General features: G+C 63.6%; 18 protein-coding genes. 11 read left to right on the top strand and 7 right to left on the bottom strand.

Going from position 1 to position 22833, the window contains the following annotated elements; translation table 11 throughout:
- The first annotated feature begins 225 nt into the window (after positions 1 to 225).
- The 4 genes from OCX61_RS04485 (at position 226) to OCX61_RS04470 (ending at position 4012) form a co-directional block, all read left to right on the top strand.
- Positions 226 to 1035 (top strand): AraC family transcriptional regulator, encoded by an 810-nt coding sequence (locus OCX61_RS04485; protein ID WP_261942773.1) that lies wholly within the window; start codon positions 226 to 228, stop codon positions 1033 to 1035.
- Positions 1036 to 1099: 64 nt separating this feature from the next.
- Positions 1100 to 2506, top strand: coding sequence for an NAD(P)/FAD-dependent oxidoreductase (locus OCX61_RS04480; protein WP_261942772.1), 1407 nt, complete (start codon positions 1100 to 1102; stop codon positions 2504 to 2506).
- A gap of 32 nt (positions 2507 to 2538) precedes the next feature.
- Positions 2539 to 2880 carry a cupin domain-containing protein gene (locus OCX61_RS04475; protein WP_261942771.1) on the top strand — a complete coding sequence of 114 codons (342 nt, stop codon included), beginning with the start codon at positions 2539 to 2541 and terminating at the stop codon, positions 2878 to 2880.
- A gap of 52 nt (positions 2881 to 2932) precedes the next feature.
- A complete protein-coding gene (locus OCX61_RS04470) occupies positions 2933 to 4012 on the top strand; it encodes a polyamine ABC transporter substrate-binding protein (RefSeq protein WP_261942770.1) in 1080 nt (359 codons plus the stop codon).
- Positions 4013 to 4083: 71 nt separating this feature from the next.
- On the opposite strand, the gene OCX61_RS04465 is transcribed toward OCX61_RS04470, so the two are convergent.
- Entirely contained in the window at positions 4084 to 5667 is a 1584-nt protein-coding gene (locus OCX61_RS04465; RefSeq protein ID WP_085673665.1) for a peptide chain release factor 3, read from the bottom strand.
- Positions 5668 to 6022: 355 nt separating this feature from the next.
- Positions 6023 to 6229, bottom strand: a complete 207-nt coding sequence (locus tag OCX61_RS04460) for a hypothetical protein (protein ID WP_261942769.1) — start codon at positions 6227 to 6229, stop codon at positions 6023 to 6025.
- Positions 6230 to 6625: 396 nt separating this feature from the next.
- On the opposite strand from OCX61_RS04460, the gene OCX61_RS04455 reads away from it, so the two are divergent.
- The 4 genes from OCX61_RS04455 to OCX61_RS04440 are packed head-to-tail and all read left to right on the top strand — an operon-like array spanning position 6626 to position 10071.
- Positions 6626 to 7339 carry an ABC transporter permease gene (locus OCX61_RS04455; RefSeq protein ID WP_261942768.1) on the top strand — a complete coding sequence of 238 codons (714 nt, stop codon included), beginning with the start codon at positions 6626 to 6628 and terminating at the stop codon, positions 7337 to 7339.
- 13 nt (positions 7340 to 7352) lie between these two features.
- Positions 7353 to 8267 carry a glycine betaine ABC transporter substrate-binding protein gene (locus OCX61_RS04450; RefSeq protein ID WP_261942767.1) on the top strand — a complete coding sequence of 305 codons (915 nt, stop codon included), beginning with the start codon at positions 7353 to 7355 and terminating at the stop codon, positions 8265 to 8267.
- On the top strand, positions 8264 to 8917 hold the full coding sequence (locus OCX61_RS04445) for an ABC transporter permease (protein ID WP_054901077.1): 654 nt from the start codon (positions 8264 to 8266) through the stop codon (positions 8915 to 8917). Before OCX61_RS04450 ends, OCX61_RS04445 begins: the two co-directional genes overlap by 4 nt.
- Positions 8914 to 10071 (top strand): osmoprotectant ABC transporter ATP-binding protein OsmV, encoded by a 1158-nt coding sequence (locus OCX61_RS04440; protein ID WP_261942766.1) that lies wholly within the window; start codon positions 8914 to 8916, stop codon positions 10069 to 10071. The genes OCX61_RS04445 and OCX61_RS04440 overlap by 4 nt, the downstream gene beginning before the upstream one ends.
- 136 nt (positions 10072 to 10207) lie before the next feature.
- Here the strand turns inward: OCX61_RS04440 and OCX61_RS04435 are convergent, their stop codons facing one another.
- The 3 genes from OCX61_RS04435 to OCX61_RS04425 form a co-directional block, all read right to left on the bottom strand.
- Positions 10208 to 12637, bottom strand: a complete 2430-nt coding sequence (locus OCX61_RS04435; RefSeq protein WP_261942765.1) for a TonB-dependent siderophore receptor — start codon at positions 12635 to 12637, stop codon at positions 10208 to 10210.
- A gap of 107 nt (positions 12638 to 12744) precedes the next feature.
- Positions 12745 to 13707 carry a FecR family protein gene (locus OCX61_RS04430; protein ID WP_261942764.1) on the bottom strand — a complete coding sequence of 321 codons (963 nt, stop codon included), beginning with the start codon at positions 13705 to 13707 and terminating at the stop codon, positions 12745 to 12747.
- A 20-nt stretch (positions 13708 to 13727) separates the two neighbouring features.
- Entirely contained in the window at positions 13728 to 14213 is a 486-nt protein-coding gene (locus OCX61_RS04425; RefSeq protein ID WP_261942763.1) for an RNA polymerase sigma factor, read from the bottom strand.
- 505 nt (positions 14214 to 14718) lie between these two features.
- Here OCX61_RS04425 and OCX61_RS04420 point away from each other — a divergent pair.
- Positions 14719 to 15882: a type III PLP-dependent enzyme gene (locus OCX61_RS04420; RefSeq protein ID WP_025337787.1), complete on the top strand. Its 1164-nt coding sequence runs from the start codon at positions 14719 to 14721 to the stop codon at positions 15880 to 15882.
- 156 nt (positions 15883 to 16038) lie between these two features.
- On the opposite strand, the gene OCX61_RS04415 is transcribed toward OCX61_RS04420, so the two are convergent.
- Together OCX61_RS04415 and OCX61_RS04410 are read right to left on the bottom strand one after the other, a co-directional pair.
- The gene (locus OCX61_RS04415; protein ID WP_261942762.1) at positions 16039 to 16788 is read right to left on the bottom strand and encodes a tetratricopeptide repeat protein; all 750 of its coding nucleotides are present in this window, start codon (positions 16786 to 16788) and stop codon (positions 16039 to 16041) included.
- A 3-nt stretch (positions 16789 to 16791) separates the two neighbouring features.
- A complete protein-coding gene (locus tag OCX61_RS04410; RefSeq protein WP_261942761.1) occupies positions 16792 to 17472 on the bottom strand; it encodes a Fe2+-dependent dioxygenase in 681 nt (226 codons plus the stop codon).
- Between the two features lie 220 nt (positions 17473 to 17692).
- Between OCX61_RS04410 and OCX61_RS04405 the strand changes: the two genes are divergently transcribed.
- Both OCX61_RS04405 and OCX61_RS04400 read left to right on the top strand, forming a co-directional pair.
- Positions 17693 to 20002: a TonB-dependent receptor gene (locus OCX61_RS04405; RefSeq protein ID WP_261942760.1), complete on the top strand. Its 2310-nt coding sequence runs from the start codon at positions 17693 to 17695 to the stop codon at positions 20000 to 20002.
- A gap of 235 nt (positions 20003 to 20237) precedes the next feature.
- Entirely contained in the window at positions 20238 to 22793 is a 2556-nt protein-coding gene (locus tag OCX61_RS04400) for a PepSY domain-containing protein (protein ID WP_261942759.1), read from the top strand.
- Positions 22794 to 22833: the final 40 nt, after the last annotated feature.

Genomic DNA, 22833 nt, shown 5'->3' with positions numbered 1-22833 from the left:
GATGATCACTGGAATCGGTACGCCAATCATCCACAGCAGTATCGAGCGCATGGCCTTTCTCCTTGTTCGGTGGTGACAGGAAAGGTGCACTCCCCATGCCAGCTGTATCAAAAAACTACGCTCTTAAGAATCAACGCCTTAGCGCTAAAGCCGCTTGCCCGAACCGTGCAATATGCAGGATCCGCCCCCTTGCACCTGGGTGTTCTGCAATGCACTATCAGGCCCATGACCGCCATCACCCTCCCCGACGGCCCCGAGCAGACCCCGCTCACCGCCGACACCGTGCTGCGCTACCACCTGTGCTGGAAGCACCGTGACCTCGACGGCGTAATCGCGCTCTACCACCCCGACATCCAGTACCACGACTTCTTCCAGAACCGCGTGCTCGGCTACCTCGAGCTGCGCGACTACGTGCGCGCCTGCCTGCCCCATGAAGCCGGCGAGGACATCGTCCACAGCGACCGCATCCGCGTCGACGGTTGCACCGCCTTCATCCAGTACCAGGTCACGGTGCAAGGTGGCGAAGGGCTGGTAGCGTTCCAGTCCAGCGAAGCGATCACCGTCAAGGACGGGCTGATCTGGCGGGTCAACGAATACGCCACTCTGGTTCGCCAGAACGGCAACGGCCTGGCCAGCAACGGCCCACGCCCGGCCACCAGCCGCCTGGGCCTGTCGCCAAGGCAGCTGTCGACCATGGCCCAGGACCTGGAGCACTACTTCCAGCGCCAGCGCCCGTACCTCGATCCGGAACTGGACCTGCAGCAGGTGGCCGACGCCAGCGGCTACAGCCGCAACCAGATCTCCTACCTGCTCAACCAGGTGCTCGGGCAAAGCTTCTACCGCTACGTCAACCAGGCGCGCCTGCAACACCTGATGGCCAGCCTTGACGATGACAGCGTCGAAGCGCCGATCGACGAGCTGGCGTTCAGCGCCGGCTTCAACTCGCTCTCGGCGTTCTACAAGTGCTTCCGCGAGCACACCGGCCTCACCCCCAAGGCCTATCTGAAGCAAATTTCCCTGCGTGCACGCACGTAAGACAGGCACTGGCAGACACCACTAGCATCGCCCACAGACCTTGACGGATGTGGAGCAAAAACCGATGCAACCCCTGCGCACGCTCAGCCTGTGGATGGACCAGCTCGACGAGCCGCTGTGCGCGCGCCCGGCCCTGCGCCAGGACCTCGACGTCGATGTGTGCATCATCGGCGCCGGCTACACCGGGCTGTGGACCGCCTACTACCTCAAGCGCCAGGCGCCGCAACTGAACATCGCGGTGATCGAGGCCAACATCGCCGGCTTCGGCGCCTCGGGGCGCAACGGCGGCTGGTTGATGGGCAACCTGCTCGGCGAAGACCGCCTGCTCGCCACCCTGTCGCCGCAGCAGCGCCGTGCCAGCATCGACCTGCTGCACGGCATTCCCGATGAGGTGCACAGCGTGCTGCAACGCGAGGGCATCGACTGCGACTACCGCAAAGGCGGCGTGCTGTATTGCGCCGCGCGTTACCCGGAGCAGGAACGCAGCCTGCGAGCTTACCTGGACGAGCTGTACCGCCAGGGCATGACCGAGGACGACTACCGCTGGCTGCGCCCCGAGCAACTGGACGCGCAACTGCGGGTCAGCAATGCCTACGGCGCCATCTACAGCCCGCATACCGCGACCATCCACCCGGCCAAGCTGGCCCGCGGCCTGGCGCGAGCGGTGGAGGCGCTGGGGGTGACGATTTACGAGAACACCCCGGCCATCGACTGGCAACCCGGTGAAGTGCGCTCGCCCCTGGCGCGCATCCGCTGCCAATGGATGGTACCCGCCGTTGAAGGGTACGCCGCCAGCCTGCCGCCGCTGGGCAAGCACCAGTTACCGGTGCAGAGCCTGCTGGTGGCGACCGAGCCACTGCCAGAGTCGACCTGGGAGCAAATCGGCCTCTCCCAAGGCCAAGCCTTCAGCGAAAGCAGCCGCCAGGTCACCTACGGCCAGCGCACCGCCGACAACCGCCTGGTGTTCGGCGCCCGCGGCGGCTACCGCTTCGGCGGCCGCCTGCGCGAGAACTTCAACCTCGACGAGCACGAAATCGAGCTGCGTCGCTACCTGTTCAGCGAACTGTTCCCGCAGCTCAAGCACGTGCGCATCACGCATACCTGGGGCGGCAACCTGGGCATGGCACGGCGCTTCCGCCCGCATATGCTCTGCGACCGCCAGCGCGGCATCGCCCTGGCCGGCGGCTACGGCGGCGAAGGTGTCGGCGCCACCAACCTCGGCGGGCGCACGCTGGCGGCGCTGATCCTCAACCAGCACAACCTGCTGACCGCACAACCTTGGGTACTCGACAACCGTCCGGTTTCCAGCTTGGCCAGCTGGCCACCCGAGCCCTGCCGCTGGCTCGGCTACAACGCGATCATCCAGAGCTTCGTCCACGAGGACCGGACCCTCGCCAACCCCGCCAGCGCGCCTTGGAGGCGGCGCCTGGCCAGCTCCCTTGCGGACTTCATGGAAGGCTTCATGCACTGACTTCCCTTTCCCCGACACAGGATCCACCGGTCATGAGCATCACCCAGTTCAAACACACCGACAGCGCCGTGCTCGACAGCTCCAACCCGGTCGCGGTGCCACTTGGCGAACCCGTGGCAGTGACGTCGGTCACCTGCGTGGAGCGCAGCGACGGCGTCGAAACCGGCATCTGGGAGTGCACCCCCGGGCGCTGGCGGCGGCAGATAGTGCAGCAGGAGTTCTGCCATTTCATCAAGGGCCGCTGCACCTTCACCCCCGACGGTGGCGAGCCCCTGTTCATAGAAGCCGGAGACGCACTGATGCTACCGGCCAACAGCACCGGCACCTGGGACATCCAGGAGACTGTGCGCAAGACCTACGTTCTGATTTTCTGATCCGCTGATCGCCTGCCTTCGATAACAACAGACAAAGCAAGGTAAACCCGATATGCGCACGCTCCTTCTCGCTCCCCTGATGCTGGCCGCAAGCTGCGCCAGCGCCGCCGAAACGGTGAAGATCTACAACTGGTCCAGCTACGTCGCGCCCGACACGCTGAAGAACTTCCAGCAGGCCAGCGGCATCGTGCCGACCTACGACGTGTACGACAGCAACGAGACCCTCGACGGCAAGCTGATGACCGGCAACTCCGGCTACGACGTGGTGTTCCCGTCCAACCACTTCATGGCCCGGCAGATCCAGGGCAAGGCCCTGAAGCCGCTGGACAAGTCGCAGCTGCCCAACTGGCACAACCTCAACCCGGTGCTGCTCAAGGCACTGGAGGTCAATGACCCGGGCAACCAATACGGCTTTCCGTACCTGTGGGGCAGCACCGGCATCGGCTACAACATCGACAAGGTCAAGGCAGTGCTCGGCGACAATGCCCCGGTGGACTCCTGGGACCTGATCTTCAAGCCCGAGTACATGAGCAAGTTGAAAAGCTGCGGCGTCGCGGTACTGGACAACGGCCCCGAACTGCTGCCGATCGCCCTGCACTACCTGGGCCTGCCGCACCACAGCCAGGACCCGGCCGACTACGACAAGGCCAAGGCGTTGCTGATGCAGGTGCGGCCGTACATCAGCTACTTCCACTCCTCGAAGTACACCGGCGACCTGGCCAATGGTGACATCTGCGTGGTGGTGGGCTTCTCGGGGGATGTGCTGCAGGCGAAGAACCGCGCCGAAGAAGCGAAGAACGGGGTGAAGGTGGGGTATTCGATCCCCAAGGAAGGTGCGCCGATGTGGTTCGACATGGTCGCCATGCCGGCCGATGCGCCGGATGAGAAGGCCGGGTATGCCTACATGAACTACCTGCTGCAGCCGGAGGTGATGGCCAACATCAGCAACCACGTGCAGTACGCCAACGGCAACCTCAAGGCGGACGGGCTGGTGGAGCCGGCGATGAAGGGTAATACGATGATTTACCCGAGCGAGGACGTGATGGGCAAGCTGTATGCGCTGGAGGCGATGCCGGCCAAGATCGACCGCATCAGAACCCGGATCTGGACCAGTATCAAGGCAGGTAATTGAATTGGGGCTGCTTTGCAGCCCTTCGCGGCGGTTCGGCGCGAAGGGCCGCAAAAGCGGCCCCATTTCATTGTTTAATGATGCTCGCGGGTGGCGCGGAACTTGATGTCCGGCCAGCGTTCTTCCATCAGCGCCAGGTTGACCCTGGTCGGTGCCAGGTAGGTCAGGTGGCCGCCACCGTCGATGGCCAGGTTTTCCATGGCCTTGTTCTGGAATTCCTCGAGCTTCTTCTTGTCGTCGCAACCGATCCAGCGGGCCGACCACACAGTGATTGGCTCATAGGCGCACTCGACCTTGTACTCTTCCTTCAGGCGGCTGGCGACCACGTCGAACTGCAGCACACCGACCGCACCGAGGATGATGTCGTTGCTGCGCTCGGGGAAGAACACCTGGGTCGCGCCTTCTTCGGCCAACTGCTGCAGGCCCTGACGCAGCTGCTTGGATTTCAGCGGGTCTTTCAGGCGCACGCGGCGGAACAGCTCCGGGGCAAAGTGCGGGATACCGGTGAAGCCCAGCGCCTCGCCTTCGGTGAAGGTGTCGCCGATCTGGATGGTGCCGTGGTTGTGCAGGCCGATGATGTCGCCGGCATAGGCCTCTTCCAGCTGCTCACGCTCGGAGGAGAAGAAGGTCAGCGCGTCACCGACACGCAGGTCCTTGTTGATACGCACATGGCGCATCTTCATGCCCTTCTCGTACTTGCCCGAGCAGATACGCATGAAGGCGATGCGGTCGCGGTGTTTCGGGTCCATGTTCGCCTGGATCTTGAACACGAAGCCGGTGAACTTCTCTTCCACAGGCTCGACGGTCCGCTCGTGGGCCACGCGGCCCAGCGGGCGCGGCGCCCAGTCGACGACGGCGTCGAGCACGTGGTCGACACCAAAGTTGCCCAGTGCGGTACCGAAGAACACCGGGGTCAGCTGACCGTTGATGAACTCTTCCTGGTTGAACTCGTGGCAGGCGCCCTGCACCAGCTCCAGTTGCTCGACGAACGAATCGTACTGGTCACCCAGGTGAGCACGGGCTTCGTCCGAGTCCAGCTTCTGGATGATCTTGGCTTCGGTGCGCTCGTGGCCGTGGCCTGGGGTGTAGACCACGATGTAGTCGCCGGTCAGGTGGTACACGCCCTTGAAGTCGCGGTAGCAACCGATCGGCCAGGTGATCGGCGCGGCCTTGATCTTCAGAACGGCTTCGATCTCGTCGAGCAGTTCGATCGGGTCACGGATGTCACGGTCGAGTTTGTTGATGAAGCTGACGATCGGCGTGTCGCGCAGGCGGCACACGTCCATCAGGGCGATGGTCCGTGGCTCTACACCTTTACCGCCGTCGAGCACCATCAGCGCCGAGTCCACCGCGGTCAGGGTGCGGTAGGTGTCTTCCGAGAAGTCTTCGTGGCCGGGGGTGTCGAGCAGGTTGATCATGTGCTCGCGATACGGGAACTGCATCACCGAGGTGGTGATGGAGATGCCGCGCTGCTTCTCCATTTCCATCCAGTCGGAGGTGGCGTGGCGGTCGGACTTGCGCGACTTCACGGTACCGGCGACGGCAATGGCCTTGCCCATCAGCAGGAGCTTCTCGGTGATGGTGGTCTTACCGGCGTCGGGGTGGGAAATGATTGCGAAAGTGCGGCGCTTCGCGACTTCGGCGGCCTGGTTGGTCATGGGAAATCGCCTGACTGGGGGATTTAAAAGGGGCGATATCATACCTGAAGTTGGGCGGGGACCAAAATCCTGGCGCATGCCGCTGGTCCTTCATTGCATTCGATATCGAGCGCCGCCCGCGCGGCGCATCGCGAGCTACGCTCGCTCCTACGCTTGTTTCAGGCCAGTAAAATGCGACTGGCGCGCGCGACCGCCTTGTTGGTACGTCGCGATATCGTGCCGTGCGCCAAGGCGTTCGCGCGCAAATCCCTCAGGATAAATTGGCCCGAAACAAACGTAGGAGCGAGCGTAGCTCGCGATGCGCCGCGCGGGCGGCGCTCGATTTCAACACCCATGAAGATCGACCGCCCCACACTTAGATGCCATCACTCAATTCATCCGAGTCTCGCAATGTGATCCTCACGTCCCCAGGAAGGTGCACTATCAATTCAAGATTCGCCCCCAGTACCTCAAGGTGTCTGCGCAACTTCGATACGGGCATGTCTTCCAGCTTTCCGTCATTTACAGAATCACCCTCAATGCCCAGTTGCCTTTGAAGCGCACCAAGAACCGCTTCATCCATTTGACTCTCCTCATTACCCATACCTACCTCCCCAACATGAAAAATTTAGATCCGAATCCTGAACTTGCGACAAACGCCGCGATAGCAGGTAATTCAACGCCTTGAAGTAGGATTTGCGCTTATTTTTCGTGTGAAAAATCCACCGCCCCAGTGATTAACGCTGGCCAAATGCCGCTTCAGATGGGAACCTTTCCACCCACGGAGACGTCCACTCCCCTGCAACCCGCTTCGGTTGGGGACTGGTTTCATCAGCATTTTCGGGCCCGACGGGGTTCGGCTCATGGCCTGATCGCAGCCTTCGGTTGCTTCACGCTGCTACTCGCGAACACACCACCTGCCGCCAGGACTGGCCGGCTACCAAGAAGTGTGCTCGCCGACAACACAAGGAGTCCGCCTGTGGCTAAACGCTACGGAAAAGGGCTGTTGGGATGCGCCACCGTGCTCGTCATCCTGGCCCTGCTGATCCACTGGATCGGCATCGACACGATTGCGCGTTATCGCGACGATCTTGGGTTCTACCTGCAAGCGCACCTGGTACTGGTGCTGGCTTCGATGGCGGCGGCGCTGGCCGTGGGCATCCCTGCCGGCATTGCCTTGAGTCGACCGCAACGGGTCGACAAAGCCGAGCGCTTCATGCAGTTCTTCAACGTTGGCAACACCATTCCTCCCCTGGCCGTTCTGGCCATCGCCCTGAGTATCCTCGGCATCGGCGCCGGGCCTGCGATCTTCGCGCTGTTCCTCGCCTCGCTCCTGCCCATCGTGCGCAACACCTACGAGGGCCTGAAAAACGTCCCCGCCTCGCTCAAGGAAGCCGCCACCGGCATCGGCATGACCCCGCGCCAGCAACTCTGGCAGGTGGAGTTGCCCAACGCCGTGCCGATCATCGTCGGCGGTGTGCGCGTGGCTCTGGCGCTGAACGTTGGCACCGCGCCACTGGCCTTCCTGATCGGCGCCAACAGCCTGGGCAGCCTGATCTTCCCCGGCATCGCCCTGAACAACCAGCCACAACTGCTGCTGGGTGCCGCCTGCACCGCATTGCTCGCGCTGGTGCTCGACGCGGTGGTGAGTTTCTCCAGCAAGCGCTGGCTGGAACGTGGCCTGGCTGGATAACAAGAGGGAACGTATGAACAAGAGAATCGCCTTGCTGCTGGGCGCGGCCCTGCTGTTCGCAGGATTTGCCCAGGCAGCGGAAAAACCGCTGATCCGCATCGGCGCGCGGGTGTTCACCGAACAGACCGTGCTCGCCGAAATCACCGCGCAATACCTGCGTGCCAACGGCTTCGACGTGCGCGTCACCAGCGGCCTTGGCAGCAGCATCGCGCGCCAGGCCCAGGAAACCGGGCAACTCGACCTGATGTGGGAATACACCGGCGTGTCACTGGTGTCGTACAACCATATCGACGAGCGCATGCCCAGTGCCGAGGCCACCTACGCCAAGGTCAAGGCACTGGATGCGAAGAAGGGCCTGATCTGGCTGACCCCGTCGAAGTTCAGCAACACCTACGCACTGGGCCTGCCCAAGCAGGTCGCCGAGGCTTATCCGCAAATCAACTCGATCAGCGACCTCAACCAGGTGCTGCGTGATGAAAGCCGCCGCAACCACCTGGTGGCGCTGGACACCGAGTTCGCCAACCGCCCGGACGGCCTGGTCGGCCTGAAGCAGATGTACGACCTGCAAGTGGGCCGCGCCAACATCCGCCAGATGGATGCCGGCCTGGTCTACACCGCCATGCACAACAACCAGGTGTTCGCCGGCCTGGTGTACACCACCGACGGCCGCCTGAGCGCGTTCAACCTCAAGCTGCTGGAAGACGACAAGCACTACTTCCCCGACTACACCGCCGCCCCGGTGGTGCGCAAACAGGTGCTCGACGCCAACCCGAAACTGGCCGGGCTGCTCAAGCCACTGGCCGAGCAACTGGATGACGAAACCATGCGCCAGCTCAATGCCAAGGTCGACGTCGAACACCAGAACCCGGCCACGGTGGCCGCCGCCTTCCTGCGTGAGCACCCAATGCCTGGCGAGGTACAACCATGAGCCTGCTCGACACATTCGCCCACCTCGACTGGGCCCAGGTGCTGCAGCTGACCTGGCAGCACATCATGCTGGTCGGCGTCGCCGTGGGCCTGGCGATCATCGTCGGCGTGCCGCTGGGCATCCTGATGACCCGCTTCCCGGCCGTCGCCGGCCCATTGCAGGCCAGCGCCACGGTGTTGCTGACCATCCCCTCGATCGCCCTGTTCGGCCTGCTGCTGCCGTTCTACTCCAAGTTCGGCCAGGGCCTCGGGCCGCTGCCGGCGATCACGGCGGTGTTCCTCTATTCACTGCTGCCGATCCTGCGCAACACCTACCTGGCCCTGACCAACGTCGAGCCGGGCATCCGTGAAGCAGCACGCGGCATTGGCATGACCTTCGGCCAGCGCCTGCGCATGGTCGAGCTGCCCATTGCGGTGCCGGTGATCCTCGCCGGCGTGCGCACCGCCGTGGTGATGAACATCGGCGTCATGACCATCGCCGCCACCATTGGCGCTGGCGGCCTGGGCGTGCTCATCCTCACCTCCATCAGCCGCAGCGACATGTCGATGCTGCTGGTCGGCGCCGTACTGGTCAGCCTGCTGGCGATCATCGCCGACCTGCTTCTGCAAACCCTGCAACGTGCCCTGACTCCAGAAGGACTGCGCTCATGATCGAACTCAAGAACCTCAGCAAGACCTTCAACGTCAACGGCAAGGACGTCAAAGCCGTCGACGCCGTCAGCCTCACTGTCAACGAAGGCGAAATCTGCGTGTTCCTCGGCCCCTCGGGCTGCGGCAAGAGCACCACGCTGAAGATGATCAACCGCCTGATCACACCGACCTCCGGCCAGGTGTTCATCAATGGCGAAGACACCAGCGCGCTGGACGAAGTGACCCTGCGCCGGCACATCGGCTACGTGATCCAGCAGATCGGCCTGTTCCCCAACATGACCATCGAGGAGAACATCACCGTGGTCCCGCGCCTGCTCGGCTGGGACAAGCAGAAGTGTCACGAACGCGCCCGCGAGCTGATGCACATGATCAAGCTCGAACCCAAGCAGTACCTGCAGCGCTATCCACGCGAGCTTTCCGGTGGCCAGCAGCAGCGCATCGGGGTGATCCGCGCGCTGGCGGCGGAAGCACCGGTGCTGTTGATGGATGAGCCGTTCGGCGCGGTCGACCCGATCAACCGCGAGATGATCCAGAACGAGTTCTTCGAGATGCAACGGGCGCTGAACAAGACCGTGATCATGGTCAGCCACGACATCGACGAGGCGATCAAGCTGGGCGACAAGATCGCCATCTTCCGCGCCGGCAAGCTGCTCCAGCTGGACCACCCGGACACCCTGCTGGCGCACCCGGCGGATGACTTCGTAAGCAACTTCGTCGGCCAGGACAGCACACTGAAGCGCCTGCTGCTGGTGCGCGCCGAGGATGCCGCGGACAACGCGCCGTCGGTAAGCCCGCAGACGCCGGTCGGCGATGCGCTGGAGCTGCTCGACGAGCACGACCGCCGCTATGTGGTAGTGACCGACGGGCAGAACAAGGCGCTGGGCTATGTGCGCCGACGCGACATGCACCGCCAGCAGGGCACCTGTGGCGACTTCCTGCGGCCGTTCAATGCCACGGCCTCGCATGACGAGCACTTGCGCATCCTGCTGTCGCGGATGTACGAGTTCAACCGGGCGTGGTTGCCGGTGCTGGATGCCGAGCAGGTGTTCCTGGGGGAGGTCACCCAGGAGTCGATTGCGGCTTACCTGAGCTCGGGGCGTTCGCGCGGGGCCAAGACCAGCATTGTCTCGCCGGCTGAGGTGGTGGCTTCGTAATCACCGGGGGCGCTTTGCGCCCCATCGCCGGCAAGCGCGGCTCCCACAGGTACAGCGCCAACCTTGAGGCTTGCAGAGGACCTGTAGGAGCCGCGCTTGCCGGCGATGGGCCGCACAGCGGCCCCGGCGATCTTGGTCAGAACCCTACACTGGCCTGCACATAGAAAGTCCGCGGCTCACCCACATAGATGCCGGCATTGTTGTCGCTCGAACGGGTGAAGTACTGCTTGTCGAACAGGTTCTTCACCCCCGCCGCCAGCTTCAGGTTGGACATGTCGGGCCCAAACTCATACCCGCCACGGGCATGCCAGGTCACGTAACCCGGAATGTCGCCGTACTGCCCATCGGCACTCGGTTCGGTGATGTAGTCACCATTGAAGCTGCCATCGGCATTGATGCCGGTCCCCGGCGCACGCTGCTTGGACTGGGCATAGGCATCCAGATTCCAGGTCCAGCGGTTGATCGCATAGCGCACACCGGCAGTGGCCACCTGACGTGAATAGAAAGGCAGGTCACGGCCCTTGAAGCCCGGGATATCCCCTTCATAGGTTGCGCGGGTGTAGGTGTAGCCACCATTTACCGACAGCCCTTCCAGGCGTGGGTCCAGCCCTGCCAGGTCATAGCGCACCGAAGCCTCAATACCCTGGTGCTTGGTCGCCCCAAGATTGGTCCAGCCCACGTCGTTGCTGATGTACTGCAGTTCGTCATCGAAGTCGATGTAGAACGCGGTCAGCTCGCCGGCGAATCCGCCGTTGTCATAGCGGGTGCCGAGCTCGTAGGTCTTGGCCTTTTCCGGCTCCAGGCCATTGGCCGTGCTGTTGCCGGTACCGCCCTGGCCCAGTTGGAAATACTGCAGGCTGCCGAACGAGGTCTCATAGTTGGCGAACAGCTTCCAGGCATCGGAGAGGTGGTACATCACGCTCAGCGCGGGCAGCGGCTCGTTGCTGGTGATGCTGCGGTTCTTCTCCGGCACCGGCTGGCCATTGGTGCCGAGCACCGGGCGGTCGCGCCAGTCGGTATTGATGTGCTCGAAGCGGATGCCCGGGGTGATGGTCCAGTTACCGACATCGATCTTGTCGTCGATGTAGTAGGCGCTGGCTTCGGTGCCGCCGCTGCGGTCCTGGAACACGTGGCCGTCGGAGGTCGGTGTGGGCGTGGGGACGTTGTCGATCAGCGCCAGGCGGGTCGACTGTTCGCGCATCGCTTCTTTCAAGTAGCGATAACCGACGCTGACTTCCTGGGTGGTGGGGCCGGCGAAGAAGATCCGCGACACCCGCGGCTCGATGGCGAAGGTGTGGTAGTTGCGCGGGTACGACGACAGGGTCTTCATGTCGCGCGCGGCAATGGCGCTGCCACGGAAGCTGTCGGTGTAGTAGGTCAGCACTTCGAACTGGGTGGCATCGTCGAGCTGGCGCTGCCACTTGAACGACACATCCTTGCGCCGCCCGGCAAAATAGTCGTAATCACGCAGCGACTGGTAGGGGTTGCTGTCGTACTGGGCCTGGGTCAGGCCGCCGGGCATGTCGGCACGGCCATCGTAGTAGTGGAAGTTGAGCCAGAATTCGTCGACGTCGGTCGGCGCCCAATGGGTCTTGAGGATGACGTCGTCGATGTCGTTGCCGTTGTTGCTTTCGCGGTAACCGTTGCCGTTCACGCCGGTGTACAGCAAGGCCACGCCCATGCCGTTGTCGGCGGTGCCACCGACGAAGGCCGACTCGGTGTGCTTCCAGCCACCATGCTGGGAGGTTTCCAAGGTGGTGGACAGCTGCGCCGAGGCCTTCTCGGGGATCGCTCGGGTGACGAAGTTGATCACGCCGCCGACGTTCTGCGGGCCATAGCGCACCGAGCCGGCACCGCGCACCACGTCGATGCTGTCGAGGTTGCCCGAAGAGATCGGTGCCATCGACAGTTGCGGCTGGCCATAGGGCGCAAACGCAGCCGGAATGCCGTCGATCAGCACGGTCGAGCGCGGCGACAGGCGCGAGGTCAGGCCACGCACGCCAACGTTCAGCGACAGGTCACTGCCACCGGTGCCGTTGCTGTCCTGCACCTGCACGCCCGGGATGCCACGCAGTACATCGCGCACGTTCATCGCGCCCTTCTCCACCATCGCCTCGCGGCGCACCACGGTGCGCGCGCCGGGGTGGTTCTGCACCACGGCCTGGTCAGCATCGCCCAGCCAGTCACCGACCACCTTCACGTCGGTGGGCGCCAGCTCCAGGCTGCCGGTAGTGAGCGTGCCGGCTGCCTGGGCCGGCTTTACCACCACCGTGTCTTGCGACTTTTCATAGGTCAGCCCGCTGCCTTGCAGCAGTTGCTGCAGCGCCTGCTCGGGTGCCAGGTTGCCGGACACCGCCGGGGCCTGCTTGCCAGCCACCAGTTCAGGGCTGAAGAACAGCTGCAGACTGGTCTGCTGACCCAGCTGGCTCAGTGCCGAGGCCAAAGGTTGCGCCTGGATCTGGATCGCGTTGCCGGCCTGCTCGGCCTGGGCGTTGACGGCCGCGGTGCTGACCGCCAGGGCCAGGGCCAGCGCGCTCAGGGGTGGAAAAGGTTTGTTGTTGTTCACGTCGTCGAAACATCCTGAAGAAGGAATAAACGCCAACTGCATGCAAATGGAAATGCTTGGCAGTTGCAGCTGGCGGGGAAGACGAACGAGCGGAAAAAAACCTGAATCTATTTCGCGATTATTTCGCGGGAGCCGTCTTCATGGGCCTTGATCGCCACCGGCAGGATGCTCGGCAAGGCGCGCAACAGCGCGTCGGTGTCATCGGTGCTGAAGGTGCTGGAGATACGCATCTGGGCAGCCTTGCCAGGTGCCACGCGCAATGGCTGGGCGCGGTAGCGCGACACTTCGGCCACCACGTCGGCGAGGGTGGCGTTGTCGAACACCAGCTTGCCTTGGCGCCAGGCCGTCAGGGCTGTCGTGTTGACCGCATAAGGCGCAGCGACCTGGCCCTGCGCATCGATCCACGAACCCTGGCCAGCGCCCAGTTGCGCCAGCGAGGCGTCGCTGCCCTGCACACGCACCGAACCCTGCTCGACCGCCACCCGGGTAGCGGCCGGGTCCAGACGCACATCGAAACGGGTGCCGGTCACGGTCACGCTGCCTTGGGCGGTATCGACCACGAACGGGCGGCTGCTGTCGTGGGCGACGATGAACATCGCCTCACCTGCGTTCAGCTGAATGTGTCGGCGGCCTGGGCTGAAATCGACGTGCAGCTGGGTTGCGCCGTTGAGCTCCAGGTGCGAACCATCGGGCAGTTCGACCTGACGGCGCTCGCCAAGGGCGGTCTGCAGGCTGCCCTGGTGATTGAGCCGCTGGTAGTGCCAGCCCGTCCAGCCCAGCCCCAGCGCCACCACTGCCACACTCGCCGCCAGCGCCTGGCGCACCAGGCGCCGCTGCGGTAGCGGGCGCACCGGGGCCGGCTCGCACAGTGCTTCGAGGCGCTGACGCGGGATCAGTTCAGCCGCGCTCCAGACCGTGGCCAGGGCATCGTACTCGGCACGGTGGCTGGGGTCGGCGGCCAGCCAGGCGCGCAGCTGCTTTTGCAGCGCGGCATCGCGCGGCGCGTCCTGCATGCGGACGAACCATGCGGCCGCCTGCTCACGGACGGTCTCGGAACCGTGCTGTTTCATGGGAAAGGTCTCCTGACTCATCATGCCGACACATCCAGGTGCTCACGCAGATGCCGGAGCGTGCGGATCATATACTTTTCGACCATGTTCTTGGTCACACCCATGCGTTCGGCGATCTCGGCCTGGCTCAGGCCTTCGAGCTTCTGCCAGATGAACACCCGGCGGCAGTTCAGCGGCAACTCGGCCAGCGCCCGCTCGACGCTTTCGGCCAGCTCCAGGGCATGCACGTAGGCTTCCGGGTCGTCGCTGGTGGCCACGCCCTCGTCGAAGGTTTGCTGCGCCAGGGCCTGGCGCCGGTCCTCGCGGCGGAAACCATCCACGGCGATGTTGCGGGCCGTCTGGTGCAGGTAGGCGCGCGGTTGCTCGACCTGCTCGCGCGGGTTTTCCAGCACCCTTACAAAGGCATCGTGAGTGAGATCCTCGGCCTGCTGACGATTGCGCAGCTTGCGCGTCCAGGTGCCGATCAGCTCATGGTAGTGGTCGAGGAAGCCTTTGGGTCCGGACACGTTGGGGGTCGTCAGGGAGGCGGATAAGGGTGCGAATAGTAATGTTTCTCATCAAAACCAGCAAATCCGCCAATCGGTAACAAAAAATTTATGACTGATTTCATGTACGTGAGTACCAGGATACGTGGCCATAAATATGAACACCCCAGGCCCCTTCGCGGGTAAACCGGCTCCCACAAGAAATGCGAAAACCCTGTGGGAGCGGGTTTACCCGCGAAGGCGTCAACGCGGTCCATTCCACAATTTTTTACGCTTGAAACATGGCGGGGAACATCAGGCGGTCATGCGAGTCGGTTATTCAGCTGGTAGGGCGTCGATCCACGACGATCGCCCCCGGATTGCCTGTTGATTCTGCATTCTTCACGCCCTAAAGTGCGCGCCGAACGTCCATGCTGGAAACGATCCATCCGGCTCAAGTACTGAGTAGGCGAACCAAAGTGGGGATACGGAGGACGTTCAGTTTGCAGCCACTTATTCTTTCAGTTTGCCCATGGAGTCCCTGAGCATGTCGATCCAGGTCGAAGACTATTTCGCGCGTGACACCTTCCAGAAAATGAAGGCGTTCGCCGACAAGCAGGAAACCCCGTTCGTACTCATCGACACCCAGATGATCAGCCAGGCCTACGACGACCTGCGCGCTGGTTTCGAGTTCGCCAAGGTGTACTACGCGGTCAAGGCCAACCCGGCCGTCGAGATCATCGACCTGCTCAAAGAGAAAGGTTCGAGCTTCGACATCGCCTCGATCTACGAGCTGGACAAGGTCCTGGGCCGTGGTGTCAGCGCCGACCGCATCAGTTACGGCAACACCATCAAGAAGTCCAAGGACATCCGCTACTTCTACGAGAAGGGCGTGCGCCTGTATGCCACCGACTCGGAAGCCGACCTGCGCAACATCGCCAAGGCCGCGCCGGGCTCGAAGGTATACGTGCGTATCCTCACCGAAGGCTCGACCACTGCTGACTGGCCGCTGTCGCGCAAATTCGGCTGCCAGACCGACATGGCCATGGACCTGCTGATCCTTGCCCGTGACCTGGGCCTGGTGCCTTACGGCATATCCTTCCACGTCGGCTCCCAGCAGCGCGACATCAGCGTGTGGGACGCAGCCATCGCCAAGGTCAAGGTGATCTTCGAGCGCCTCAAGGAAGAAGACGGCATCGAGCTGAAGCTGATCAACATGGGTGGCGGCTTCCCGGCCAACTACATCACCCGTACCAACAGCCTCGAGACCTACGCCGAAGAAATCATCCGTTTCCTGAAGGAAGACTTCGGTGACGACCTGCCAGAAATCATCCTCGAGCCAGGCCGTTCGCTGATCGCCAACGCCGGTATCCTGGTCAGCGAAGTGGTGCTGGTCGCGCGCAAGTCGCGCACCGCCGTCGAGCGCTGGATCTACACCGACGTGGGCAAGTTCTCCGGCCTGATCGAAACCATGGACGAAGCCATCAAGTTCCCGATCTGGACCGAAAAGAAAGGCGAAGCCGAAGAAGTGGTCATCGCCGGCCCGACCTGCGACAGCGCCGACATCATGTACGAAAACTACAAGTACGGCCTGCCGCTGAACCTGGCCATCGGTGACCGCCTGTACTGGCTGTCGACCGGTGCCTACACCACCAGCTACAGCGCTGTGGAATTCAACGGCTTCCCGCCGCTGAAGGCTTACTACCTGTAATGCGAAACGGGGCCGAAAGGCCCCGTTTTCATTTGTGCTCTCCTGCACCGGCCTCTTCGCGGGCAAGCCCGCTCCTACAGGGACGGCGCTACATTGAAAACTGGCGCTGTACCTGTGGGAGCGGGCTTGCCCGCGAAGGGGCCGGCCCAGTCAACATCAGATTTCGCGCCGCTCCAGCTCCTGGGCATAGCTCCCGGCAAAGGCCATCAACGCCGGCCCCGCCCCCTGCAAGGTCACCAAGGCACTGCGCAGGAAATTCAGGTTCCCCTCGACCTTGGCTTTCTCCAGCCAAGCCCCGGCCTCCACTAACTCCCCACGCTCGGCCAGCACCATCGCCAGGCTGAACATCCCGCGAAAATCCCCCGCCTCGGCCGAGCGCCGATACCAGCGTACCGCCCGCACCGGGCTCGGCGCGGTGGCGATGCCATGCTCCAGGTAACGCCCATACAGGTTCATCGACTTGGCATGGCCCATCTGCGCGGCCTTCTCGTAACAGGCCAGCGCCTGGGCCTGGTTGGCCGGCAGGCCACGCCCGGTAGCCAACAGATTACCCAGGTTATAGAGCCCCCAATCCAACCCGGCATCGGCTGCAAGTGCATAGTGAATGGCCGACTGCGCCAGGTTCACCTCGCCACCCCAGCCATGTTCCAGGCAGCGACCGAGCATGTTGTGCGCCATGGCACTGCCGCCCTGCGCGGCAATACCAAACCAGCGCCGGGCAACGCCGGCATCCTGCTCGATACCCCGGCCATCGAGCAGGATCTGCCCGAGCAGCAACTGCGCCTCGACCATGCCCTCCCCCGCCGCTGCCAGGATCGCCTGGGCTGCCTTGCCGGGGCTGTGTTCGAGCATGGCCTGCAGGCCGGCAGCATCCACCACTTCTTCACGCCGCAACTGATAGGACATGGCTCAGACCTCGGCCCAGCGGCGCAGCAGGTTGTGGTAGGTGCCGGTCAGTTGCAGCAGCGACGGGTGGTCTGGCACATCGGCAGTGAGCTGCTGGATGGCATTGTCCATCTCGAACAGCAAGGCCCGCTGGCTGTCCTCGCGCACCAGGCTCTGGGTCCAGAAGAACGCCGCGTAGCGCACACCACGGGTCACCGGGTTGACCTTGTGCAGGCTGGTGCCGGGGTACAGCACCAGGTCGCCGGCCGCCAGCTTGACCTGCTGCAGGCCGTAGGTGTCCTGGATCACCAGTTCGCCGCCGTCGTAGCTGTCCGGGTCGCTGAGGAACAGGGTCGAGGACAGGTCGGTGCGCACCCGTTCCGGGCTGCCCTTGGGCTGGCGCAGGGCATTGTCGATGTGGAAGCCGAAGTTGCCGCCCTCGCGGTAGCAGTTGATCAATGGCGGGAACACCTTGTGTGGCAAGGCCGCCGACATGAAACGCGGGGTCTGCCACAAGCGGTCGATCAGGGCGCTGCCGATCTCCTTGGCCAGCGGGTGCCCTTCCGGCAGTTGCAGGTTGTGCTTGGCCTTGGCCGACTGGTAACCGGCCGTGACTTTGCCGTCGGCCCAGTCGGTCTGCTCCAGCGCCTCGCGAATACGGGCCAGCTCATCGGCGTCGAACAACCCTGGGATATGAAGCAGCATGGCGGCGGCACCGTTAAGATCCGTAAAGCGTCAATGATATTGATTCCCTTTTACGCCGCACAAGCCCTGGCTGCGCTTTAGACGATTCAGCGTCCACAAAACGTAAAGAGAATATGTAAAGATTGTAAATTCATAGCGAATGGTAACGAGTCTCAATTGTGCCTTACAAATCCTTACATTAACATCCGCGGCCTTCACACCTTGGGGAAGGCCTACAACAATGCGTCACGTACCATCTGCAGTGAGTTCACCACGCCTGATCGTCTCGGCCATCGGTGTCGCCCTCAGCGCTTCGGGCGCTTACGCGGCTGACCCGGCTGCCAGCAACGCCATCACCCTGGACGCCACCAGCGTCAATGGCAAGGCTGAGCAGGCCAGCACCGATTACAAGGTCGAGAAGGCCTCCTCGCAGAAGTACACCGCACCGCTAGTGGACACCCCGCGCTCGGTCACCGTGATCCCGCAGCAAGTGATCAAGGACACCAACGCCCTGACCCTGCAGGACGCCCTGCGCACCGTGCCTGGCATCACCTTCGGTGCCGGCGAAGGCGGCAACCCGCAAGGCGACCGCCCGTTCATCCGCGGCTTCGACGCCCAGGGTGACACTTACCTGGACGGCGTGCGCGACACCGGCGCCCAGACCCGCGAAATCTTCGCCATCGAATCGGTCGAAGTGGCCAAGGGCCCGAACTCGGCCATCGGTGGCCGCGGTGCCGCTGGCGGCACCATCAACCTGGTGAGCAAGCGCGCGCACCTGGGCAACTCGCTCGACGGTGCCTGGACCTGGGGCAGCGACCAGACCCAGCGCTACACCTTCGATGGCAACTACCAGTTCAGTGACACCGTTGCCGGGCGCCTGAACCTGATGACCCACGAAAGCAACGTTGCCGGCCGTGACAAGGTCAACTACGACCGCTGGGGTATCGCCCCGTCGCTGGCCTTCGGCCTGGGCACCGCGACCCGGGTCAACCTCGACTACTACCACCTCGAAAGCGACGACCTGCCAGATTCGGGCATCCCGTACACCATCCCGACCGCTGGCAGCGCCGCGCGGACCTCTGCTCACCCGAGCAAGCCATACGACGGCGGCGACAGCGACAACTTCTACGGCCTGACCGACCGCGACTTCCGCAAGAGCCGGGTGGATATCGCCACCTTCGCCATCGAGCACGACCTGACCGACTCGCTGACCATCAAGAACACCTTCCGTCACGGCAACAGCATGCAGGACTACATCCTGACCCAGCCCGATGACAGCAAGGGCAACGTCAACAACGGCAGCGTCTGGCGCCGTGCCAACACCCGCGTTGGCAACACCGCCACTACCACCAACCAGACCGACCTGTTTGGTGAGTTCTACCTGGGCAGCATGAAGAACAGCTTCTCCACCGGTATCGAATTGAGCCGTGAGGAAAGCGACCGCGAAAGCTACAACGTCGACACCGACACCGTCGCCGGTGGCGCAGCCAACACCAATTGCACCCCAGGCATGATTGGAGCTACCAGCGGCTACAACTGTACCTCGCTGAGCAACCCGAACCCGGATGATCCGTGGAACGGTGCAATCTCGCGCAATTACGCCGGCACCAACACCAAGAGCAACACCCGGGCCATCTACGTGTTCGACACCCTCGAACTGTCCCCCCAGTGGCTGCTGAACATGGGCCTGCGTTACGACCACTTCGACACCCAATACCGTGGCTACAACGCCAACGGCAGCACTACGGTAAGTACCAAGGGCATCGTCTCCAAGGGCAAGGACACCAGTGAGTTCGTCACCGGCCAGCTGGGCCTGGTGTGGAAACCGGCCGACAACGGTAGCATCTACGTGTCCTACGCGACCTCAGCAACCCCACCTGGTGCAATGCTCGGTGAAGGCACTGAAGGCAATCCGCTGGGCAACACCACCGATCGCTCCGGCAACCTGCTGAGCAGCGACATGGAGCCGGAAGAAACCACCAACTACGAGATCGGCACCAAGTGGGACCTGCTCAACGAGCGCCTGTCCCTGGCCGCCGCGCTGTTCCGCACCGAGAAGGAAAACGCCCGCGTCCAGGTGGACACCACCAGCTACGAAAACGTCGGCGAAACCCGCGTACAGGGCATCGAGCTGTCGGCCAGCGGCAAGATCACCGACAAGTGGCAGGTGTTCGCCGGCTACACCTACATGGAAGCGCGCCAGATCGACGGCGGCCCGCTGGGCAAGGCCAACGACGGCAACCAGCTGCCGAACACGCCGAACAACAGCGCCAGCCTGTGGACAACCTACTCGATCACGCCAAAGCTGACTGTCGGTGGCGGTGCGTTCTACGTGGATGATGTGTACGGCAGCGTGGCCAACACCACCATGGTCGACAGCTATGTGCGCTACGACGCCATGGCCGCCTACAAGCTGACCAAGAACGTCGACCTGCAGCTGAACGTGCAGAACCTGACCAACGAGGTGTACTACGACAAGGCCTTCTCCACCCACTTCGCCAACCAGGCGGCGGGCAGGACGGCATTGCTGACCACCAGCGTTCACTTCTGATGATGGGGTTGGGCTAGCCTGAATCGCCCTCTTCGCGGGCAAGCCCGCTCCCACAGCGACACCACAGTCCTCGAATCCTGTGGAGCACCTGTGGAAGCGGGCTTGCCCGCGAAGGGGCCGAAACAGACATAAACGAAGCCCACCCCCGCCCCGTTCATACCTGTGAGCGGGGCTTTTGCGTATCAAGGCATAATGCACGCCGCGCAGTCTGTGGCAGCTACACAAGGTGAGAGATGTGGTGAAGAAGACACTGTTCCAGCTGCACTGGTTCTTTGGCATTACCGCTGGCCTGGTGCTGGCCTTGATGGGCATCACCGGTGCGCTGTACTCGTTCCAGGAAGAGCTGCTGCGCGCCTTCAACGCCGATGTGCTCAAGGTCGAGGTGCGCGCCGAGGGCGTGCTGCCACCGGCCGAGCTGGTGCGCCGGGTCGAGGCCGAGCAAGGCGACAAGGTGTCGATGCTGTGGGTGGACGTGCGCGAAGGCAACGCCGCGCGGGTGTTCTTCACTCCACCGCCAGGTGAACGCCGCGGCGCACTGCGCTATGCCGACCCGTACACCGGCGAGCTCAAGGGCGAGGCCAGCGGGCAAGGCTTCTTCAACCTGATGCTGACCCTGCACCGCTTCCTCGCCATGGGCGACACTGGCCGCCAGATCACCGGTGCCTGCACCCTGATGCTGGTGTTCTTCTGCCTGTCCGGCCTGTACCTGCGCTGGCCGCGCAAGGCGCTGAACTGGCGCACCTGGCTGACCTTCGACTGGGCCAAGAAAGGCCGCGCCTTCAACTGGGACCTGCACGCCGTGGCCGGTACCTGGTGCCTGCTGTTCTATCTGCTGTTCGCGCTGACCGGTCTGTTCTGGTCCTACGAATGGTATCGCTCAGGGCTTAACAAACTGCTGGCAGACGAACCCGCCGCCGGGCAGCAGCAGAAGCGTGGCGAAGGCCGTGGCCGCCACGGGCCACCCAAGGTCGACAAGAACGCGCCGCCGCTGGTGGTCGACTACGACGCCATCTGGGCCAACCTCAAGGATGCTGCCGGCCCGGGCCTGGCCATCTACAACCTGCGCCTGCCGCCGGCGGGCGGCCAGCCGGCCAACCTGTTCTATCTGCTGGAGGACGCCGCCCACCCGCGCGCGTTCAACACCCTGGTGCTCGACCCGGCCACCGGCCAGGTCAAAAGCCAGGACCGCTACACCGACAAGTCGTTCAAGGCGCAGCTGCTGCAGAGCGTCTACGCCCTGCACGTCGGCGAATACTTCGGCCTGCCGGGGCGCATCATCGTCACCCTAGCCAGCCTGACCATGCCGCTGTTCTTCGTCACCGGCTGGTTGCTGTACCTCGACCGCCGGCGCAAGAAGCGCCAGGTGCGTGCCGCCCGCGGCAATGTCGACAGTACCCAGGCCAGCGGCGACAGCTGGCTGATCGGCTTCGCCAGCCAGAGCGGCTTTGCCGAGCAGCTGGCCTGGCAAAGTGCCGGGCAGTTGCAGGCCGCCGGCTTGTCGGTACAGGTACGCGCCCTCGCCGACCTGGGTGAAGACGAGTTGCGCCAGACGCGCCGCGCCCTGTTCGTGGTCAGCACCTTCGGCGACGGCGAAGCGCCCGACAGCGCCCGCGGCTTCGAACGCAAGGTCCTCGGCCAACCCTGGGCACTGAGCAACCTCAACTATGCCCTGCTCGCCCTTGGCGACCGCCAGTATCCGCACTTCTGCGGCTTCGCCCGGCGCCTGCAGGCGTGGCTTGCCGAGCGTGGCGCCAGCAGCGCATTCAGCCCGGTGGAAGTGGACAACGCTGACCAGGCCGCCCTGCAACAGTGGCAGCAGGAACTGGCGCAACTGACCGGTGCCCAGCCCGTCAGCGCCTGGCAGCCGCCAAGTTTCGGCAACTGGACCCTGGTGCAGCGCGACCTGCTCAACCCAGGCAGCCAGGGCCAACCGGTCTACCTGCTGGGCCTGCAACCCGAGCAACCGGCCAGCTGGGAAGCCGGAGACCTGGTGGAAATCCTGCCACTCAATGGCCAGCCACGGATCGATGCGTTCCTCGACGGCATGGCACTGGACGCCAAGGCCATCGTCCACATCGAAGGCCTGCAGCAAACCTTGGGCCAGGCGTTGGCTGGCCGCCAGTTGCCAAGCCGTCGCGATCACCTGATCGGCCTGCACCCGCAAGCGCTGGTCGATGCATTGGTGCCGATCGGCAGCCGCGAGTATTCGATTGCCTCGATCGCCAGCGATGGCGTGCTGCAACTGATCGTGCGCCAGGAGCGCCATGCCGACGGCAACCTCGGCCTGGGTTCCGGCTGGCTGACCGAGTACCTGCCGCAGGGTGGCACCTTGAGCCTGCGCCTGCGCCGCAACAGTGGTTTCCACCTCCCGGACACGGCGGCACCGATGATCCTGATCGGCAACGGCACCGGCCTGGCTGGCCTGCGCAGCCTGATGCGGGCGCGGATCAATGCTGGCGAACAGCGCAACTGGCTGCTGTTTGGCGAACGCAACCGGGCGCATGACCTGCTGTGTGGCGCAGAGCTGCAGGGCTGGCTCGACAGCGGCGACCTGGCGCGGCTGGACCTGGCGTTTTCGCGGGATCAGGCCGAGAAAGTGTATGTGCAGGATGTGCTGCTGCAGCACGCCGAGGAACTCAAGCGCTGGGTGGCTGACGGGGCTTGCGTTTATGTCTGCGGCAGCCTGCAAGGGATGGCGGCTGGCGTGGATGCAGCGCTCAAGGGCATTCTTGGGGAAGAAGCGGTGCAGCAGCTCGTCGAGGATGGGCGGTATCGGCGGGATGTGTACTGATCGGACGTTGATGTAACCAAGGGCTGGCCTCTTCGCGGGC

The sequence above is a fragment of the Pseudomonas sp. LRP2-20 genome (assembly GCF_024349685.1).
In the GTDB taxonomy this organism is placed as follows: Bacteria; Pseudomonadota; Gammaproteobacteria; order Pseudomonadales; family Pseudomonadaceae; genus Aquipseudomonas.
Note: the sequence above shows the minus strand (reverse complement) of the source record. Positions and strands in the feature narration are given on the sequence as shown.

Bases quoted from the DNA above. Each gene is read 5' to 3' on its own strand.
- OCX61_RS04475 (WP_261942771.1), top strand. From the start codon at position 2,539: ATGAGCATCACCCAGTTCAAACACACCGACAGCGCCGTGCTCGACAGC.
- OCX61_RS04470 (WP_261942770.1), top strand. From the start codon at position 2,933: ATGCGCACGCTCCTTCTCGCTCCCCTGATGCTGGCCGCAAGCTGCGCC.
- OCX61_RS04430 (WP_261942764.1), bottom strand. From the start codon at position 13,707: ATGAAACAGCACGGTTCCGAGACCGTCCGTGAGCAGGCGGCCGCATGG.
- OCX61_RS04460 (WP_261942769.1), bottom strand. From the start codon at position 6,229: ATGGATGAAGCGGTTCTTGGTGCGCTTCAAAGGCAACTGGGCATTGAG.
- OCX61_RS04440 (WP_261942766.1), top strand. From the start codon at position 8,914: ATGATCGAACTCAAGAACCTCAGCAAGACCTTCAACGTCAACGGCAAG.
- OCX61_RS04450 (WP_261942767.1), top strand. From the start codon at position 7,353: ATGAACAAGAGAATCGCCTTGCTGCTGGGCGCGGCCCTGCTGTTCGCA.
- OCX61_RS04480 (WP_261942772.1), top strand. From the start codon at position 1,100: ATGCAACCCCTGCGCACGCTCAGCCTGTGGATGGACCAGCTCGACGAG.
- OCX61_RS04405 (WP_261942760.1), top strand. From the start codon at position 17,693: ATGCGTCACGTACCATCTGCAGTGAGTTCACCACGCCTGATCGTCTCG.
- OCX61_RS04420 (WP_025337787.1), top strand. From the start codon at position 14,719: ATGTCGATCCAGGTCGAAGACTATTTCGCGCGTGACACCTTCCAGAAA.
- OCX61_RS04465 (WP_085673665.1), bottom strand. From the start codon at position 5,667: ATGACCAACCAGGCCGCCGAAGTCGCGAAGCGCCGCACTTTCGCAATC.
- OCX61_RS04445 (WP_054901077.1), top strand. From the start codon at position 8,264: ATGAGCCTGCTCGACACATTCGCCCACCTCGACTGGGCCCAGGTGCTG.
- OCX61_RS04415 (WP_261942762.1), bottom strand. From the start codon at position 16,788: ATGTCCTATCAGTTGCGGCGTGAAGAAGTGGTGGATGCTGCCGGCCTG.
- OCX61_RS04410 (WP_261942761.1), bottom strand. From the start codon at position 17,472: ATGCTGCTTCATATCCCAGGGTTGTTCGACGCCGATGAGCTGGCCCGT.
- OCX61_RS04485 (WP_261942773.1), top strand. From the start codon at position 226: ATGACCGCCATCACCCTCCCCGACGGCCCCGAGCAGACCCCGCTCACC.